Consider the following 16,291-nt stretch of genomic DNA (forward strand, 5'->3'; position numbering starts at 1 on the left):
GCCGCTAACCGAACTTCTGGAGCAGGAGCGACTGGTTCGTCGAACCGATGGGGCCGCGCTCGTCGCACAGCCGCCCGATCGTGAGCCCGGCGCCGTCGGGACCGAAGTTCGCCTCGGCCCGCACGCCGATCCACTCACTGACAGGAAGGCGGTGGAGGGACACCGTGAGGTCGGTGTTCATGAACAGCCACTCCTTCGGGTCCAGGACACGGTCCGTCCCGTTGGCGACGTCCGCCACGGACATCAGCCGGCTCCACGGCGTGTCGTCGACACCGGCCACCACCGACATCCTGCTGCGTACCCACAACTGCCCCGGGGCCGGACGGATGTCGAGTGACGCGGTGTACGGTCCGGGCCATGCCGTGAGGAACGGTGTGTCCGGGTCCGGGGCACTGGAGTCGCTCAGCGGCACCAGGTCGGCCGCACTGGGCACGTCGGGGTTCTCCAGTTCCGTGGTGTCGTGGGTACGCACCCACCAGGCGCTGCCACGGACGACTTCACGTCCGGCGTCGTCCCTGACGACAGCTTCGAGGTAGCAGATGCGGCGTCCGGGCCGCACGATCCGGGCGGTGGCGTGGAGCCGTGCCACCGGCACCGCACCGAACAGCTCGGTGGTCACCCGGACCAGACGACCGCCCTCCGGGGCGATGCGTTCGATGGCGTGGGTGACCAGTGCCGACGGGGGAGCGCCGTGCTGCAGGTCCGGTCCCCACGGGCTCACCGTGTGTTCTGTGGCCGTGTATTCGGTCCACACGGTCCCGGAGTCGTCGGTGGAGGATACGCCCTGCAGGAAGTAGGCGTCGGAGTCGCTGGTGATGAAGCTCATGGTGTGCGATCTTATCGAGCCGGGCATGATGGCAGGGATGAGGGCGATACTCTGGGACATGGACGGCACACTCGTCGACACCGAACCACGGTGGGGCGAGGCGACATACGCGATGGCTGCGGCCATGGGACGCGAGCTGACCCCCGAGGTACGGGCGGCGACGGTCGGGGGCACCGCCGACGGGACGGTGCGCCTGTGCGCGGAGTGGGCGGGGCTCGATCCCACCGATGACGAGGTCGAGGGCTGGATCAGGTGGCTCTACGACCGGGTCTCGGTCCTGTTCGCACAGGGGCTCGAACTGTTGCCCGGCGTCCCGGGCCTGCTGGCGGAGGGCAGTGCCTCCGGCGTTCGGATGATGGTCGTGACCAACACCTTCCGGTCCCTGACCGACCAGGCTCTCGAGACCATCGGTGCGGACGCGTTCGTCGGTTCGATCTGCGGTGACGAGGTCTCCGCGGGTAAACCCGACCCCACCTGTTATCTCACCGCCGCTGACCGGCTGGGCGTCGCACCTGACGACTGCCTGGTGCTCGAGGACTCCACCAACGGCATGACGGCAGCGGTACGGGCCGGGTGCCGGGTCGTCGGGCTCCCCGCCGCCGACACCGAGGTTCCGGCAGGTGCGGTGCCGGTGACCGCACTGCGTGGGGGATCCACGGGCCTGGACGGTCTGGGCATCGCTGACCTGCAGGGGTTCTGGGAACACCTGGGGCGTAGCCGCGTAGGGTGACCGCATCACCGCGTCGGTGCAGGATGTGACAGAATGAGTGCCGTGAAGAACTTCGACTCCCTGTTTGAGGAACTGTCCCAGCGTGCCGCGGAACGTCCCGCCGGCTCCGGCACCGTGGAGGCACTCGATGCCGGGGTGCATTTCCAGGGCAAGAAGATCGTCGAAGAGGCCGGCGAGGTCTGGCTGGCAGCGGAGTACCAGTCCGACGAGGAGCTCTCCGAGGAGATCTCGCAGCTGATCTACTGGCTTCAGGTCGTCATGGTCGGCCGCGGGCTGAATCCGTCCGACATCTACAAGTTCCTCTGAGGGGTCCTGCTGTGACTGTGTCTGAATCTTCGTCGTCTGCTGCCGGAAACCAGCCCGACCTGCTGCGTGTCGCCGTCCCGAACAAGGGCTCACTGTCCGAGACCGCCACGGAGATCCTCTCCGAGGCCGGATACCCGGGCCGTGGCGACTCGAAGTCGCTCACCGTCGTCGACGCCGACAACGGTGTCGAGTTCTATTTCCTGCGCCCGAAGGACATCGCGATCTACGTGGCCAGCGGCCACCTGGACATGGGCATCACCGGCCGCGACCTCGCCGCCGACACCCGCGAGGAGACCGAGGAACTGCTCGAACTCGGCTTCGGCGACTCCACGTTCCGTTATGCCGCCCCCGCCGACGAGGACTGGACCGTGGAGGCCCTGGAGGGACGCCGCATCGCCACGTCCTACCCGAACCTGGTGCGCCGTGACCTGGCGGCACGCGGTATCGACGCCACCGTCGTGCGGTTGGACGGTGCCGTGGAGATCTCCATCCGTCTGGGCGTGGCGGACGCCATCGCCGACGTGGTGTCGACGGGACGCACTCTCCGGCAGCAGGGCCTGCGGCCGTTCGGTGATCCGGTGATCAGCTCCACCGCAGTGGTGGTGGGCCGCCGGGGGGCTTCCGTCGATGAACGCCAGCAGGTGCTGCTCAAGCGGATCGAGGGCATCCTGCACGCACGCAACTACGTGATGCTCGACTACAACTGCTCGCGTGACATCCTCGACAGCGTCGCGGCGATCACCCCCGGCCTCTCGGCACCGACAGTCTCGCCCCTGGCCCAGGACAACTGGGTGGCTGTGCGGGCGATGGTTCCCCGCCGGGACGCCAACACACTGATGGACAATCTCTCGGCACTGGGTGCCGAAGCCATCCTCGCCAGCGACATCCGCATCGCGCGTATCTGAGACCACACCACGAGTCGACCACACCACGAAAGGTTCGGACCACCATGACTGTTCCCGAGTACCACCCCGAGTCCACGCCTGTCACCTCCTCGACGCAGTTGATCACGGCGGCCGAGACCCATTCGCTCAGCGCCCACGCCTCCGACAGCTTCCGTACGGAGGAGGACCTGCTGGGCACGATGCAGGTCCCTGAGCACGCCTACTACGGGATCCACGCGTTGCGCGCCGTGGACAACTTCCAGATCTCCCGGACGACCCTCAACCAGCTGCCCGAGTTCATCCGTGGGATGGTGCAGGTGAAGAAGGCTGCGGCGATCGCCAACCAGCGGTTGCACGCCCTGCCGCGGGAGAAGGCGGAAGCCATCGTCTGGGCCTGTGACCAGATCCTCGTGGAGCACCGGTGCATGGACCAGTTCCCGATCGACGTCTACCAGGGCGGTGCGGGCACCTCGACGAACATGAACGTCAACGAGGTCGTCGCGAATCTCGCCCTGGAGTACCTGGGGGAGGACAAGGGCCGCTACGACATCATCAACCCCAATGACGACGTCAACATGAGCCAGTCCACCAATGACGCGTACCCGACCGGTTTCCGTCTGGGCATCCACACCGCCTTCCAGGATTTGATCCGCCACCTCAGCGCACTGGAGCGGGCGTTCTCCAACAAGGGCGACGAGTTCCGCGACGTGATCACCATGGGACGCACACAGCTGCAGGACGCGGTGCCGGTGAGTCTCGGTGACGAGCTCACGGCCTTCGCCCAGAACCTCTCCGAGGAGCAGTCACAGCTCAACCGGGCCGCGGACTTCATGCTGGAGGTCAATCTCGGCGGTACGGCGATCGGCACCGGAGTGAACGCCCCTTCCGGGTACCAGCAGCAGGTCGTCGCAGCGCTGCGCGAGGTCACCGAGCTCAAGGTGCTTGCGGCCAGTGACCTGTTGGAGGCCACCAGCGACACCGGTGCATACGTCAACGCCAGCTCGGTGGTCAAGCGCGTGGCGATGAAGCTGTCGAAGATCTGCAACGACCTGCGGCTTCTCTCGTCCGGCCCCCGCGCCGGACTGAACGAGATCAACCTGCCGGAACGTCAGGCGGGGTCGTCGATCATGCCGGCGAAGGTGAATCCGGTGATTCCGGAGGTCGTCAACCAGATCTGCTTCAAGGTCTTCGGCAATGACGTGACGATCTCGATGGCTGCCGAGGCGGGCCAGCTCCAGCTCAACGTGATGGAGCCGGTCATCGCCCAGTCACTGTTCGAGTCGATCCGTCTGCTCGCCCGTGCGTGCACCACGTTGCGGACGTTGTGTGTCGTGGGAATCACCGCCAACGAGGAGGTGTGCCGGTCCTACGTGGAGCACTCCATCGGTATCGTGACCTACCTCAACCCGCTGATCGGGCACCACAACGGCGACCTGGTGGGCAAGGAGTGCGCCCGTACCGGCAAGTCGGTCCGGGAGGTCGTGCTGGAGCGCGGACTGCTCGATGCGGAGACGGTCGACCAGGTACTCAGCAAGGAGAACCTGCTGCACCCGGTATGGCGCGGAAAGCTGTACGTCGAGTCCTGAACGGACATCGGGGGTGATCCCCAGGGGTCCCCGGACGAGGGTGGCGTCGCCCGCCCTCCCGCCACCAGTTAGTTCATGCAGCTAACATTGTCGGTGTGACATATCCTGCCGACACCGCCGCCATGACTGCCCCCACCTACCGCTCCATTCTGCGGGACATCCCCTCGTCCGGACGTGGTCTCCGACTGACCTGGGAGAGCGGCCGCAGCGATGACTCATCCCGTTCCTGGGGACTGAGCCTGCCACACGGACTGTCGGACGGCCGGGTCGCCAACGGCCCGGCGGAAGCACACCCCCCGAATGCGGGGTTCCAGAAACTCTTCGTCGTGGACCCGGGAGAAGCTCACCGCCACCACCTGGCGCGGGTGTTCGGTATCCGTACCGCCCAGGACGTCCTCGACACCGCGTCCGCCCGTCTCATGGACGCCGGCGACGCGGACTACCGGGAGCACCGGCCCCTCCTGGAAACACTGTGCAGCACCACGGGCCCGGAGCGTCCCGCAGCCCACACCGTGCTCGGCCCTGTCGACCCCGCGCATCACCACCTGGTCATCCCGTTCCTCCAGGACGGTGCCTCCACGGCACTCCCGGAGACGCCGCCGCAGGACACGACCGCCTGGGACATCTCGGTTGCGGCGCACCTGCTGTGGTTAGCTCACGGCGGCGGCCTCGTCACCGAAGACCAGTGCTCCGGGATACTGGCCCGCGCCCTCGACCTCGCCCAGGCCTCCTGCCCCACGTGGGAGGATTTCGCCGACGGTGTCGTGGTGGGCCGCGCGGTCGCTGACGGGCGTCTGGACGACTCCTGCATCCGCTTCGTCCAGGACATCGCCGTGGTGCTGAACCACCCCGACTCCCCGTGGTTCCGGCTGCCCTTGCGGGCGTAACCTGAGGGGATGCTCCCTGATCTCGTGGCTCCGGCCCACCGCTCGGCCCTGCGGTCCATCGCCCGCGTGGTCTCCGAGACCACGACGCCGACGTCGCCGGAGGTCGCGCTGTCGTCGGTCGCCGACCAGCTCCGTCAGTCACCCGCCCTGGTGGTCACCGGTGCCGGGGTGTCCACGGACTCCGGCGTCCCCGACTACCGTGGCCCGTCGGGGTCACTGACGCGGCACCGGCCGATGACGTTCCAGGAGTTCCGCCATGATCCGGACGCCTCGCACCGCTACTGGGCGCGGTCCTTCGTCGGGTGGCGCCGAATGGCGGCGGCACGCCCGAACCTCACGCACTTCATTCTCACCGAACTCGAGCAGGCGGGGCTGGTCACCGGGGTCGTCACCCAGAACGTCGACGGCCTCCACGCCGACGCCGGCACCCGGAACCTGCTCACCCTGCACGGCGACCTCTCACGGGTGATCTGCCTACGGTGCGGCCACCTCGAGGACCGCCGGTCGCTCGACGCCCGGCTGGTGGAGCATAACCCCGGCTACCTCGAGAGCATCGACCTGGACCCGTCCCTGGTCAATCCGGACGGCGACGTCACACTCGACGAGGCCCACGTCCGTGAGTTCTCCATGGTGGGGTGCCGGCGGTGCGGGTCCGTACTGCTCAAACCGGACGTGGTCTACTTCGGGGAACCGGTGCCGCAGGAACGCAAACAGCGGGCGTCCCGGATGCTGGCCGAGGCCTCCAGCCTGCTGGTCGTCGGATCGTCGCTGGCGGTGATGAGCGGCTACCGTCTCGTCCTGGACGCACGGAGACAGGGCAAGACCGTCTCCGTCATCAACGGCGGTCCGGGACGCGCCGACCCCAAGGCCGATGTCGTCTGGCGGACACCGGTCGCCCCGGCGTTCCTCGACCTCGTCGACACCCTGGGTATCTCCTGAGGCACGGCCACCGGTCAGGCGAATTCCTCCGGCACGCCCGGGTACTCGGGCGGAGTGCCGTTGAAGGCGGGGCATACAGCCTGGAAGGAGCACCAGCCGCAGAGTTTCGAGGTCTTCGGTGCGAAGTCTCCGCTGCGGGCGTCCCGACCGATCTTCGTCCAGATGTCCCCGAGATCACGCTCCACGTAGTTGAGCTCTGTGGGGGTGGGGGAGAGCACCATGTCGTCCCGGACCTTCAGGTACATCAGCCGCAGCTGCTCGGGAATGTGGTCGAACATCCGCCACCACACCAGGGCGTAGAACCGCATCTGGAACACCGCCTGCGCAGAGAACCGCGGGATCGGTTTCTTGCCCGTCTTGTAGTCGACCACCCGCACCTGACCGGTGGGCGCGACGTCGACCCGGTCGATGAAGCCACGGACCGGAACCCCGTTCGGCAGAGTGGTGTCCACGAACTTCTCCACCGACTCGGCGTCGAAGCCGGACGGGTTCTCCATCTGGAAGTAGCCTTTGACCAGCGACCGGGCCTCGACGAGGAAGTCCGTCGTGGATTCCTCGGGCACCAGCTCCTCAAGCTGCGCGTCGGACTCCTTCATCGCCGTCCAGTGCGGGGTGAGCATCTTCACCGCGGCGGGGTAGGTGCGCTCCTCCCGCGGCAGGCCGTGCAGGTCCTCCAGGACCGCGTGCACCAGCGTGCCCTTGACCTGGGCGACGGTACTGGGTTCCGGCAGCCGGTCAATCGCCCGCAGGCGGTAGAGCAGCGGGCACTGCCGGTAGTCACCGACGCGCGACGGTGACAGGGCGAGGGGACGGCGGGTCACAGGGCCTCCAACATCTTTCCGGGGTTGAGGACGGCGGTCGGGTCGACGGCGTCCTTGATCCTGCGGTGCAGGCGGCGGTTCGCTTCATCGAGTTCCTGCGGAAGCCATGCCGACTTCAGGGCTCCGACACCGTGTTCGCCGGTGATCGTACCCCCGAGCTCAAGTCCGAGGCGCATGATGCGGTCGAAGGCCTCGGTTCCTGCGGCCACGGAGTCCTCGTCGGCGAGATCGTAGAAGACCGACGGGTGGACGTTGCCGTCGCCGGCATGGGCGACGAGAGCGACGGTGGTGCCGGTGTCGTCCCTGATCTCCTCGACGCCGGCGCAGAAGCCGGCCAGCCGACTCCGCGGTACGCACACGTCGTCGATCATCTGACCGCCGCCGTGAGCGACAGCATAGCGTTCATTGGCGATCTGCACCGAGCGTCGGGCGGCCACCAGAAGCTCGGAGTCCGCCGGGTTGTCGGCGAAGGCGACGTCCACGGCACCGTGTTCCTCGGCGACCGCCGCGAACGCCCGGGTGTCGTCCTCCGCGGTAACGGAGTCGGACTGCATGATCAGCACGGCGCCGACCTCGGCATCGAGGCCGAAGTCCCCGACCTCGGAGAGCAGACCGATGGTCATCCCGTCCATCATCTCCAGCATCGACGGACGTGCCCCCGTGGCCATGTAGGACGCGACGGTGTCCACCGCACGTCCCACCGTGGGGAAGGTCGCCAACGCGCTCAGCGGGTCCGGCCCCAGGGGCACGACTTCCAACGTGGCCTCGACGATGATCCCCAGGGTGCCCTCCGAGCCGGTGAACAGGGAGACCAGATCCAGCCCGGCCACCCCTTTGACGGTGCGGTGCCCCAACCGGGTCACTTCGCCGTCGGCCAGCACGACGGTGAGCTCGCGAACGTACTCGCGGGTGACCCCGTACTTCACACAGCACATACCACCGGCGTTGGTGGCGATGTTCCCTCCGATGGAGGAGATCGCGACGGAACCGGGGTCCGGCGGGTACGCCAGTCCGTGAGGTCGCAGCGCGTCCTTGAGGTCCTTGTTGATGATCCCCGGCTCCACGGTGACCGTCATGTTCGCCTCGTCGATGTCCAGGACCCGGTTCATCGGCGCCACCGAGAGCAGGATGCAGCCGTGCTCGGCACAGGCTCCGCCCGACAGTCCCGAGCGCGCACCCTGGGGGACCACCGGGATCCCACGGGAGTGGGCGAACCGCATGGTCACGGCGACGTCCTCCACGCACCCGGCGCGTACCACGGCGAGGGCGTCACCCGTGCCGGGGTGGACGGATTCATCGGTGGAGAAGGCGGCGATGATGTCCGGGTCGGTACTCAGCGTGCCCTGGAGCAGGGCGGCCAGCGCGGTCAGGGAATCCGGGACGGTGTTCACAGGTGCTCCAGCATCTTTCCGGGGTTGAGGACTCCGGTGGGGTCGACGGCATTCTTGATCTCGCGGTGCAGACGCCGGTTGCCGTCGTCGAGTTCGGTGGCCAGCCAGCGGTTCTTCAGGTTGCCGACGCCGTGCTCGCCGGTGATCGTGCCCCCGAGTTCCAGCCCGAGGGCCATGATGCGGTCGAAGGCGTCCTGGGCTGCTGTCACGGAGTCGTGGTCGGCGGTGTCGAAGAAGACCGAGGGGTGCATGTTGCCGTCGCCGGCGTGACCGATGACGGTGACCAGGACACCGGTGTCGTCCCGGATGTCCTCGACCCGGTCGCAGAACTCGGCGATGCGGGAGCGGGGGACGCACACGTCGTCGAGTAGTTGACCTCCGCCGTGTGCCCGGGCGTAGTGCTCCCAGGCGGGCTGTGCGGAGCGCCGGGCGGCGACGAGGAGTTCGGAGTCTGTGGGGTTGTCGGCGAAGGCGACGTCGGCCGCGCCGTGCGTTTCGGCGACGCGGGCGAAGGCTTCGGTGTCCTGTGCCGCGGTGACGGAGTCGGACTGCATGATCAGCACGGCACCGACCTCGGCGTCGAGACCGAAGTCACCGAGCTCGTTGACCATGGCGACGGTGGCGGCATCCATCATCTCCAGCAGGGAAGGGGTGGCCCCGGTAGCCATGTAGGCCGAGACTGCTTCGGCGGCAGACCGGACCGTGGGGAAGGTCGCCAACGCGCTCAGCGGGTCCGGCCCCAGGGGCACGACTTTCAACGTGGCCTCGACGATGATCCCCAGGGTGCCTTCGGAACCGGTGAACAGTCCCGCGAGGTCGAGCCCGGCGACGCCCTTGACCGTGCGATGCCCCAGTCGGGTGACGGTTCCGTCGGCCAGCACAACGGTGAGCTCGCGGACATACTCGCGGGTGACCCCGTACTTCACGCAGCACATACCACCGGCGTTGGTGGCGATATTGCCGCCGATGGAGCACATGGCGACGCTGCCGGGGTCCGGCGGGTACGCCAGTCCGTGAGGTCGCAGCGCGTCCTTGAGGTCCTTGTTGATGATCCCCGGCTCCACGGTGACCGTCATATTGGCCTCGTCGACCTCGAGGACGCGGTTCATCGACGCCACGGAGAGCAGCAGACAGCCGTCCACGGCGTTCGCGCCCCCGGAGATACCCGACCGGGCGCCCTGGGGGACCACCGGGATCCCGTGGGCATGGGCGAAGCGCACGGTGGCGACGACGTCGTCCACGGTGGTGGCGCGGATCAACGCAGCGGGCGCCCCCACGGGACTGTAGAGCGATTCGTCGGTGGCATGGGAGGCGAGGACGTCCGGGTCGGTGGTCAGCGAGCCGGACAACCGCGGACCCAGTTGTGTGGTGATTCCGGTGACAGCGGGGGTGGTCGGAGACGTCATTGACGCCACTCTAGTCGTTGCCGTCCCCCTTCCCGCTCCGCACCGTCCCCTGTGGCCGCCGGGCTCCTCCGGCTACCGTGGTGGGCATGAACTCCAACCGTCTCGCCGGATCGACGTCCCCGTACCTGCAGGCCCACGCCGACAACCCGGTGCACTGGCAGCCGTGGGGCCCGGAGCCTTTCGCCGAGGCACGGGAGCGTGGTGTGCCTGTGCTGGTGTCCGTCGGTTACGCGACCTGCCACTGGTGCCATGTGATGGCCGCGGAGTCGTTCGCGGACCCGGACACCGCGGCACTGATCAACGACACCATGGTGGCGGTGAAGGTGGACCGGGAGCAGCACCCGGACGTGGACGCATACTACCTGCAGGCTGCCGTGGCCCTGAGCGGGCAGGGCGGCTGGCCGATGACCGTCTTCACGGACGCCGACGGCCGGCCGTTCTTCGCCGACACCTATTTCCCGCCGGTACCGAAGCAGGGGCGCCCCTCGTTCCGGCAGGTTCTCGAGGCGGTCTCGCGGACATGGTCGGAGGAACGTGCCAGGGTGGACGAGCTGACCGCCCGGCTCAACGAGGCGATCGAGAACAGTGGGGAAGAGGACGGGGCCGAGGCGTCCTGGGCCGCCCAGGACGTCACCGCGGAACTGCCGACGCGGATCGTGCAGAAGATGCGGGCGTCGGAGGACCCCACCGGCGGGTTCGGTGGTGCACCGAAGTTCCCGCCGTCCGCGGCGGTGCTGGGTCTGGTGCGGTGGGCGGAGCGCACCGGGTCCGATACGGCGAGGACCCAGGTGCTCGACATCGTCGGCCGCACGACGGCGGCACTGTTGCAGGGCGGGTTGGTCGACCCGGTCGACGGCGGATTCCACCGCTACTGCGTGGACGAGAACTGGACGGTACCTCATTTCGAGAAGACCTTGTACGACAATGCGCTGCTGCTCCGCGCCCTGGCCGCCTACAGCGCACGACGACCCGACGACGCGCTCGTCGCCGAGGCCGTCGAGCTGACGCGGTCTTTCCTGACCCACGGGTTGGGCACCGGTGAACCGGGACTGCTGGCCAGCGGGCTCGACGCCGACACCGTCGTCGACGGCACCCGGGTGGAGGGCTACACCTACACCTGGGCCCCCGGTGAGCTGGAGAGTCTGGGGCTCTCAGACGAAGGGGACGTGGACGGACGCGTCGTACTCACCCGGCGCGAGGGGCTGCCGCTGTCGCCCGAGCTGCGCGGGGTCCTGCGGCAGGCACGTTCGTCCCGGCCACGTCCCGCGGTCGACGACAAGGTGGTCACGGCGTGGAACGCGATGGCCGCGGTCGCCCTCACCGAAGCCGGCGACCCGGAGTCGGGGGCTGCTATCACCGCCGCGCTGTGGGACCACGCCGTGACCACCGACGCCGACGGCGGCATCGTCGAGGTGGTGCGGTGCACCGGGTCGCCGCAGGCCCCGGGCACTCTCGAGGACTGTGCCTGGCTGTTGCTCGCCCTCGTCCGCCTCTGGGAACACCAGGGGTCCGCCTACGGCACGCTGGAGATCCCCGCGGCGGTCTCGGAACTGGTGCGCCACATACAGGTCACCTTCCACCGTGGTCCCGGCACCTGGTACGACGCAGCGGCTCCGGTCGCCGGCACCGGGGTGCGCCCGCGCGACCCCTACGACGGGGCGACACCCGCGGCGGTGGCGGTTCTGGCGGAGGCCCTGAGCATGGCCGGTACGGTGGCGACCTCCCTCGACGACGCGGATGTCCGCACCGTCGGGACCCGGTGGTCGGCCGAGGCACGCCGGATCCTCGACGCCCACGCCGGTGTCGTCGACCGGCATCTGGCCCAGGCCGGCGGGTGGCTGTGCGCACTGGAGTGCCACCTCGCCGGACCGGTCGAGGCCACGGTCGCCGCCGCGACACCGGAACAGGTGTCGGCGCTGCGGGCTGAGCTGGGGACGTCCTGTCTCGTCCTGTCCGTGGAAGAGGGTGCCCGACTGCTGGGCGGCGACGGCCCGACCGGGGCAGCGGTGGTCCAGGTGTGCCGCGCGGGGGTCTGCGGGGTCCCCACCGCCCTCTGAGCCCGTGTGCGTCGACCGGCCGTTACACTGATCGGGTCCAACCGCCACACCAACGTAAAGGGGAACACCGTGGCCTACTCCGGCCCGTTCCAGCCCGGTGACCGGGTCCAGCTCACCGACGCCAAACGCCGTCACTACACCATCACCCTGGAGAGCGGTGGCAGCTACTTCACCCACAAGGGTGAGATCAGGCATGACGACATCATCGGCAGTGACGAGGGCACCGTGGTCGTCTCCCACGTCGGTGGCGAGTACCTGTGCTTCCGCCACCTGCTGGTCGACCACGTGCTGTCCATGCCCCGTGGGGCCGCGGTGATCTACCCCAAGGACGCCGCACAGATCCTGGTGGAGGGTGACATCTTCCCCGGCGCCACGGTGCTCGAGGCCGGTGCCGGTTCCGGCGCACTGTCCATGACCCTGCTGCGCGCCGTCGGCGAGCACGGTCGGCTCATCTCCTACGAGATCCGTGACGACCACCTGGAGTACGCGGAGAACAACGTCGCCGAGTACATGGGGGAGCACCCGGCGAACTGGGACCTGCGTCTCGGCGACCTCAACGACGTCACCGTGGACGACACCGACGGCCCGGTCGACCGGGTCATCCTGGACATGCTCGCCCCGTGGGAGTGCCTGGAGACCGTCCGCGACCTGCTGATCCCGGGCGGGGTGTTCATGACCTACGTCGCCACCGTGCCGCAGCTGATGAAGGTCATGGAGGGCATCCGCGAACTGGGGTGCTTCACCGAACCGAAGGCGTGGGAGTCCCTGGTCCGCGAATGGAAGGTCGAGGGCCTGGCCACCCGCCCCGAGCACCGGATGAACGCCCACACCGCGTTCCTGGTCTGGGCACGCCGACTGGCCGACGGCACCGTCGCGCCGAAGCCGCAGCGCCGGGCGCGTAAGTAGCCGTTTTCCGCGGTACTGGATAGGCTACCTTTCCTCCGCATGTAGACTGGCCCCCTATGACGCAGCACACCACGGACCAGAATCTCCACGACGGACCGACCGCCCGGGTCGACTCCGGCCCTGAGTCCTACCGCCAGCTGCAACTGGCCAACCGGACCCTGGGCACACGCAACGCGAAACTCACCGAGATGCTCAAGTCCAGCCGCGACAAGCTGGACGAACTGAACTCCCGGCTGGACGCCCTCGCCGAACCTCCGAGCACCTACGGCACCCTGCTGGACACCGGGGACGGTGGCCTGACCGCCGAGGTCTACACCGCCGGACGGCGGATGCGGCTGGCTGTCAGCCCCCGCGTCTCCCCGGGCGAACTCCACCCCGGCGCGCTGGTGCGTCTGGGGGAGGGCCAGCAGGTCGTCGAGGTCTGCGGCTACGCCGACGCCGGCGACATCGGCACCGTCGTCGAGGTAGTGGACTCCGACCGCATCGTCGTCGCCGACAAGCTCGGTGAGGAGGCGTTGATGAAGTGTGCCGGGGCCCTCACCTCGGAACTGGCGGCGAAGCAGGTGGGTCCCGGTGACAGTGTCATCGTCGACCGGCGTGCCGGGTACGCCTTCGAGGTGATCTCCCGCGCCGAGGTCGAGGACCTGGTGCTCGAGGAGGTCCCGGACGTCTCCTACACCGACATCGGCGGTCTGGAGAGCCAGATCGAACAGCTGCATGACGCCGTCGAACTACCCTTCCTGCACCCGGAGCTCTACCGTGACTACGGCCTGCTGCCCCCGAAGGGTGTGCTGCTCTACGGGCCGCCCGGGTGCGGCAAGACGTTGATCGCCAAGGCGGTGGCGTCCTCGTTGTCCCGCAAGATCAACTCCGACGCGGGTACCCCGGACGCGAAATCCTACTTCCTGAACATCAAGGGCCCGGAACTGCTCAACAAGTTCGTCGGCGAGACCGAGCGGCAGATCCGGCTGATCTTCGAACGTGCCCGCAAGATCGCCTCCGCCGGCCAGCCGGTGATCATCTTCTTCGACGAGATGGAAGCCATCTTCCGCACCCGCGGCACCGGCGTCTCCTCGGACGTGGAGTCCACCGTGGTGCCGCAGCTGCTGGCGGAGATCGACGGTGTGGAGGGTCTGCGCAACGTCATCGTCATCGGTGCCTCGAACCGCGAGGAGCTGATCGACCCGGCGATCCTGCGCCCGGGGCGTCTCGACGTGAAGATCCGGGTGGAACGCCCCGACCGTGCCGCCGCCGCCGACATCCTGGAGAAGTACCTCACCGCGGACGTCCCGATGTCGGGTGCGCTCAGTGCCGCCGCCGGGGGACCAGACGCCGCTGCCGCCCGGCTGCGGGCCCGGGTGATCGACAACCTCTACTCCGATGACCGCCCCTACCTCACGCTGCACTACGCCGACGGCACCCACACCGACCTGTTCTTCCGGGACTTCGCCTCGGGCGCGATGCTGGCCAATATCGTCGACCGGGTCAAGAAGCTCGCCATCAAGGACGTGCTGCGCGGCGACGGCGACGGTGTCACCGAAGCCCACGTGGACACCGCGGTGGACGAGGAGTGCCGCGACAACGACGACCTGCCCGACACCACCAACCCCGCCGAATGGGCCCGGATCTCCGGGCACTCGTCGCGCCGGGTCGTGGAGATCACCATGGCAGACCGTGGGGCTGGCCGGATCGCCGGCCAGGAGGGCGACCAGTGAACGACGCACCACGTCGACTGATCGGCACCGAAACAGAGTTCGGCATCATCGCCCCCGACGACCCCCACGCCAGCCCGATCGAGACCTCCACCCAGGCAGTCGTCGCCTACGCGGGGGCGACGGGGCTCGGTGTGAACCGGCGGACCAGGTGGGACTACAACGCCGAGTCGCCGCTGCGTGACGTGCGTGGCTTCGACCTGCGCCGCTACCGCACCGCCCCGGTCATCGACCCCAACGCCCTGGGATCGGCCAATGTGGTCACCACCTCCGGCGCCCGGTTCTACGTCGACCACGCACACCCCGAATACTCCTCGCCGGAGACCACCAACGCCTGGGACGCGGTGATCTGGGACAAGGCCGGCGAGCTGGTGATGCACACCGCCGCCCAGGCCGCCGGGGAGATCGAGGACCAGCCCACACTGAAGATCCACAAGAACAACGTGGACGGCAAGGGCGCCTCCTACGGATCCCACGAGAACTACCTCTACCCACGGTCCTACGACACCGAGGCCGTGCAGGCCGCCCTGATCCCTCACTTCGTGACCCGTCAGATCTACACCGGCGCCGGACGTCTCGGCCTCGGGGCGGAGAGCCAGGCACCGGGATTCCAGATCAGCCAGCGCGCCGACTACATCGAGACGACCGTCTCCCTGGAGACGACGCTGAACCGCGGCATCATCAACACCCGGGACGAGTCACACGTCGGTGATGACTGGGCCCGGATGCACGTCATCATCGGCGACGCGAACCTCTCGGAGTACGCGACCTTCCTCAAGCTCGGCACCACCGCCCTGGTGCTCGACGCCGTCGGGGCGGGTGCGGACTTCTCCGACCTGGCCCTGTACGAGCCGGTCGACGCCGTCCACCGGATCTCCCGCGATCTGGAGTGCTCGGCACCGGTGCGGCTCTACGGCAACGTGGAGCGGACGGCGGTCGACATCCAGCGCGAGATCCGCCGTCGGGTCGCCGACGCCGTGCCCGCCGAGCACCGGCACGACAAGGACGACCTGGTGCTCGAGCTGTGGGGGCAGGTCCTCGACGACCTCGACCGGGACCCGATGAGCACCGCCGACCGGCTCGACTGGACGGCCAAACTCAGTCTGCTCACCGCCTACCGTGCCCGTGGCCTGGACTGGGACCATCCGACGATGTCGGTGGTCGACATCCAGTACCACGACATCGACCCGGCGAAGGGGCTGTACAACGCCCTGGTCCGGAAGGGCCGGATGCGCACACTGGTCCCCGCCGGGGATGTCGCCGCCGCAGCGGCGCAGGCACCCACCGACACCCGCGCCTGGTTGCGCGGTGAGGTCGCCCGACGGTTCTCCGGTGAACTGCTGGCGGCGAACTGGGACACCCTGGTGCTCGACACCCCCTACGGGGCGTCGTCGACGACCCGGGTCCTGCTCGCCGACCCGTTGCAGGGGACCGCAGGGCAACTGCAGGAGGCGCTGGCCGACGTCGATGACGCCGCCGGCCTCGTCCGGGTGCTGGGCGAGCTCATTCCCGGGTCCCTCGACGGTGTCGACTGCTAGCCTGTAGGCATCAGAACGTATTTTCACCGAACCCCCATTCGTGAAGGAAGTGGTTCCACATGACAGCCGGATCAGGCTCGACGGGTGGCTCTGGCCAGGGCCAGGTACACGGGGGCCGTGGGCCCGCCGACGAGGACGCCCCGGGCACCACTGACCCCACCGCCTCCGGCCAGGAGCAGCTCAAGGTCAGCGGTACCGACGACCTGCTCGACGAGATCGACGGCCTGCTGGAGTCCAACGCCGAGGAGTTCGTGAAGTCGTACGTCCAGAAGGGCGGGCAGTAGTCACGGCGACCGTGTTCA

15 protein-coding genes are annotated in these 16,291 nt (G+C 68.4%); 11 read left to right on the forward strand and 4 right to left on the reverse strand.

Translation table 11 applies throughout. From position 1 onward, the window contains the following. Positions 1-4: 4 nt before the first annotated feature. A complete protein-coding gene (locus FS507_RS01470) occupies positions 5-826 on the reverse strand; it encodes a thioesterase family protein (RefSeq protein ID WP_260853092.1) in 822 nt (273 codons plus the stop codon). A gap of 37 nt (positions 827-863) precedes the next feature. Between FS507_RS01470 and FS507_RS01475 the strand changes: the two genes are divergently transcribed. The 6 genes from FS507_RS01475 (at position 864) to FS507_RS01500 (ending at position 6,158) form a co-directional block, all read left to right on the forward strand. Continuing rightward, positions 864-1,556 carry an HAD family hydrolase gene (locus FS507_RS01475; protein WP_145941162.1) on the forward strand — a complete coding sequence of 231 codons (693 nt, stop codon included), beginning with the start codon at positions 864-866 and terminating at the stop codon, positions 1,554-1,556. A gap of 42 nt (positions 1,557-1,598) precedes the next feature. Further along, positions 1,599-1,862, forward strand: coding sequence for a phosphoribosyl-ATP diphosphatase (locus tag FS507_RS01480; RefSeq protein WP_075816112.1), 264 nt, complete (start codon positions 1,599-1,601; stop codon positions 1,860-1,862). Positions 1,863-1,921: 59 nt separating this feature from the next. Next, a complete protein-coding gene (hisG, locus tag FS507_RS01485; RefSeq protein ID WP_145941163.1) occupies positions 1,922-2,767 on the forward strand; it encodes an ATP phosphoribosyltransferase in 846 nt (281 codons plus the stop codon). A gap of 44 nt (positions 2,768-2,811) precedes the next feature. Beyond that, on the forward strand, positions 2,812-4,332 hold the full coding sequence (gene aspA / locus FS507_RS01490) for an aspartate ammonia-lyase (protein WP_145941053.1): 1,521 nt from the start codon (positions 2,812-2,814) through the stop codon (positions 4,330-4,332). Between the two features lie 95 nt (positions 4,333-4,427). Beyond that, entirely contained in the window at positions 4,428-5,219 is a 792-nt protein-coding gene (locus tag FS507_RS01495) for a DUF1266 domain-containing protein (protein ID WP_145941054.1), read from the forward strand. A gap of 9 nt (positions 5,220-5,228) precedes the next feature. After that, entirely contained in the window at positions 5,229-6,158 is a 930-nt protein-coding gene (locus tag FS507_RS01500; RefSeq protein WP_145941055.1) for a Sir2 family NAD-dependent protein deacetylase, read from the forward strand. Between the two features lie 14 nt (positions 6,159-6,172). Here the strand turns inward: FS507_RS01500 and FS507_RS01505 are convergent, their stop codons facing one another. From FS507_RS01505 to FS507_RS01515, 3 genes are read right to left on the reverse strand one after another with little or no spacing between them, the layout of a single operon-like run. Continuing rightward, positions 6,173-6,979: a RecB family exonuclease gene (locus FS507_RS01505; protein WP_145941056.1), complete on the reverse strand. Its 807-nt coding sequence runs from the start codon at positions 6,977-6,979 to the stop codon at positions 6,173-6,175. Continuing rightward, positions 6,976-8,370 (reverse strand): FAD-binding oxidoreductase, encoded by a 1,395-nt coding sequence (locus tag FS507_RS01510; RefSeq protein ID WP_145941057.1) that lies wholly within the window; start codon positions 8,368-8,370, stop codon positions 6,976-6,978. The genes FS507_RS01505 and FS507_RS01510 overlap by 4 nt, the downstream gene beginning before the upstream one ends. Then, the gene (locus FS507_RS01515) at positions 8,367-9,776 is read right to left on the reverse strand and encodes an FAD-binding oxidoreductase (protein WP_145941058.1); all 1,410 of its coding nucleotides are present in this window, start codon (positions 9,774-9,776) and stop codon (positions 8,367-8,369) included. The genes FS507_RS01510 and FS507_RS01515 overlap by 4 nt, the downstream gene beginning before the upstream one ends. 86 nt (positions 9,777-9,862) lie before the next feature. On the opposite strand from FS507_RS01515, the gene FS507_RS01520 reads away from it, so the two are divergent. The 5 genes from FS507_RS01520 (at position 9,863) to FS507_RS01540 (ending at position 16,273) form a co-directional block, all read left to right on the forward strand. Then, positions 9,863-11,833, forward strand: coding sequence for a thioredoxin domain-containing protein (locus FS507_RS01520; protein ID WP_145941059.1), 1,971 nt, complete (start codon positions 9,863-9,865; stop codon positions 11,831-11,833). A 69-nt stretch (positions 11,834-11,902) separates the two neighbouring features. Continuing rightward, positions 11,903-12,739 (forward strand): tRNA (adenine-N1)-methyltransferase, encoded by an 837-nt coding sequence (locus FS507_RS01525; protein ID WP_075816115.1) that lies wholly within the window; start codon positions 11,903-11,905, stop codon positions 12,737-12,739. Positions 12,740-12,795: 56 nt separating this feature from the next. After that, positions 12,796-14,454, forward strand: a complete 1,659-nt coding sequence (gene arc / locus FS507_RS01530) for a proteasome ATPase (protein WP_145941060.1) — start codon at positions 12,796-12,798, stop codon at positions 14,452-14,454. Next, the gene (gene dop, locus FS507_RS01535; RefSeq protein WP_260853093.1) at positions 14,451-15,989 is read left to right on the forward strand and encodes a depupylase/deamidase Dop; all 1,539 of its coding nucleotides are present in this window, start codon (positions 14,451-14,453) and stop codon (positions 15,987-15,989) included. The genes arc and dop overlap by 4 nt, the downstream gene beginning before the upstream one ends. Positions 15,990-16,048: 59 nt before the next feature. Beyond that, a complete protein-coding gene (locus FS507_RS01540; protein WP_075816020.1) occupies positions 16,049-16,273 on the forward strand; it encodes a ubiquitin-like protein Pup in 225 nt (74 codons plus the stop codon). The last annotated feature ends 18 nt before the right edge of the window (positions 16,274-16,291 follow it).

The sequence above is a fragment of the Corynebacterium glyciniphilum AJ 3170 genome (assembly GCF_007673095.1).
In the GTDB taxonomy this organism is placed as follows: Bacteria; Actinomycetota; Actinomycetes; order Mycobacteriales; family Mycobacteriaceae; genus Corynebacterium.

What these genes read in the sequence shown, in the direction of transcription:
- FS507_RS01470 (WP_260853092.1), bottom strand. Translation starts at nt 826, where the DNA reads ATGAGCTTCATCACCAGCGACTCCGACGCCTACTTCCTGCAGGGCGTA.
- FS507_RS01475 (WP_145941162.1), top strand. Translation starts at nt 864, where the DNA reads ATGAGGGCGATACTCTGGGACATGGACGGCACACTCGTCGACACCGAA.
- aspA (WP_145941053.1), top strand. Translation starts at nt 2,812, where the DNA reads ATGACTGTTCCCGAGTACCACCCCGAGTCCACGCCTGTCACCTCCTCG.
- FS507_RS01500 (WP_145941055.1), top strand. Translation starts at nt 5,229, where the DNA reads ATGCTCCCTGATCTCGTGGCTCCGGCCCACCGCTCGGCCCTGCGGTCC.
- FS507_RS01515 (WP_145941058.1), bottom strand. Translation starts at nt 9,776, where the DNA reads ATGACGTCTCCGACCACCCCCGCTGTCACCGGAATCACCACACAACTG.
- FS507_RS01520 (WP_145941059.1), top strand. Translation starts at nt 9,863, where the DNA reads ATGAACTCCAACCGTCTCGCCGGATCGACGTCCCCGTACCTGCAGGCC.
- arc (WP_145941060.1), top strand. Translation starts at nt 12,796, where the DNA reads ATGACGCAGCACACCACGGACCAGAATCTCCACGACGGACCGACCGCC.
- FS507_RS01540 (WP_075816020.1), top strand. Translation starts at nt 16,049, where the DNA reads ATGACAGCCGGATCAGGCTCGACGGGTGGCTCTGGCCAGGGCCAGGTA.